This window comes from Shewanella sp. 11B5, assembly GCF_002836795.1.
Classification (GTDB): Bacteria; Pseudomonadota; Gammaproteobacteria; order Enterobacterales; family Shewanellaceae; genus Shewanella; species Shewanella frigidimarina.
On record NZ_PJAP01000195.1, the window covers coordinates 1 to 1,067 of the forward strand.

The 1,067-nt window shown below is 46.0% G+C and carries 1 protein-coding gene; it reads right to left on the reverse strand.

Annotated features, from left to right (window positions below):
• The coding region (locus tag CXF78_RS01590; RefSeq protein WP_145991333.1) for a 2Fe-2S iron-sulfur cluster-binding protein at positions 1-886 on the reverse strand (886 nt) is incomplete at its 3' end.
• Positions 887-1,067: the final 181 nt, after the last annotated feature.

Genomic DNA, 1,067 nt, shown 5'->3' on the forward strand with positions numbered 1-1,067 from the left:
TCATTGGCACGGCTTTTTGCGCCCCAATCGCGAGGCAAACCGCATCATAATTGGCCACTAATTCGGTTAAGTTGGTATTTCGGCCAAGTTCAACTCCCGTTTTGATTTTAAGTCCATTGCGGGTGAGCAGTTCAATCTCTTTATCCAGTATATCTTTAGGCAAGCGGTACTCAGGAATACCGTAACGTAACCAGCCTCCTGCTTTAGGAGCCGACTCCATAATGGTCACATCGTGGCCATTATTAGACAAATAATAACCCGCGGTGAGTCCTGCAGGGCCACTGCCGATAATGGCAATGCGCTTGTTGGTAGCAGGTGCTTTTGGCGGAACATAAGACTCTGCATCGTGTAAATCTAAGTCTGCTGCATGACGTTTTAATTGACGAATCGCCACAGGTTCATCTACTAGCCCGCGGCGACACTGGGCTTCACAAAACGCGGGGCAAACACGGCCAATAGACAAGGGTAAAGGTAAGGTTTGCTTGATGACTTTGACAGCTTCTTTATGATCACCTCTGCCGATATGATACAGATACGATTGCACGTCAACGCCCGCTGGGCAGGCGGTTTGGCAGGGCGCTTCGCAATCGGCAAAGTGATCACTCAGAATATCTTTGAGTGCTTGTTGCCGAAGATGGCTTAAGTGGCTCGACTGAGTAATGACCTCTAAACCGGTTTCAAGCGGTGTTTCACAGGCACGAACACATCGTAAACTGCCATCATGGTTTTTGATTTGTACTTGGCACAAATTGCAGTGTTGTCTCTCTTGGCGATGAGAATAATCACATAAGCTAGGGATGTTAATACCGGCGTTTTTTGCTGCCTTTAACAAGTTGCCAGCTTTAGGAAGCGAAAGTGTTGTTCCGTCGATAGTGATATCAATCATTGCAAAGCCTTTTCATTTTTTGAGTCACGGGCAAAGTTTAATGCCTTTAAGGATGGGACGAGTAGGGCATCAATAGGCATAAACAACTAAACCTAAAATGGGATTAATGTCAGCAATGGCAGATTAAGCTGATAGCCTTGCTCTGGCATCTACAGTCTATGCATCAAGTTTAATTTGAGGA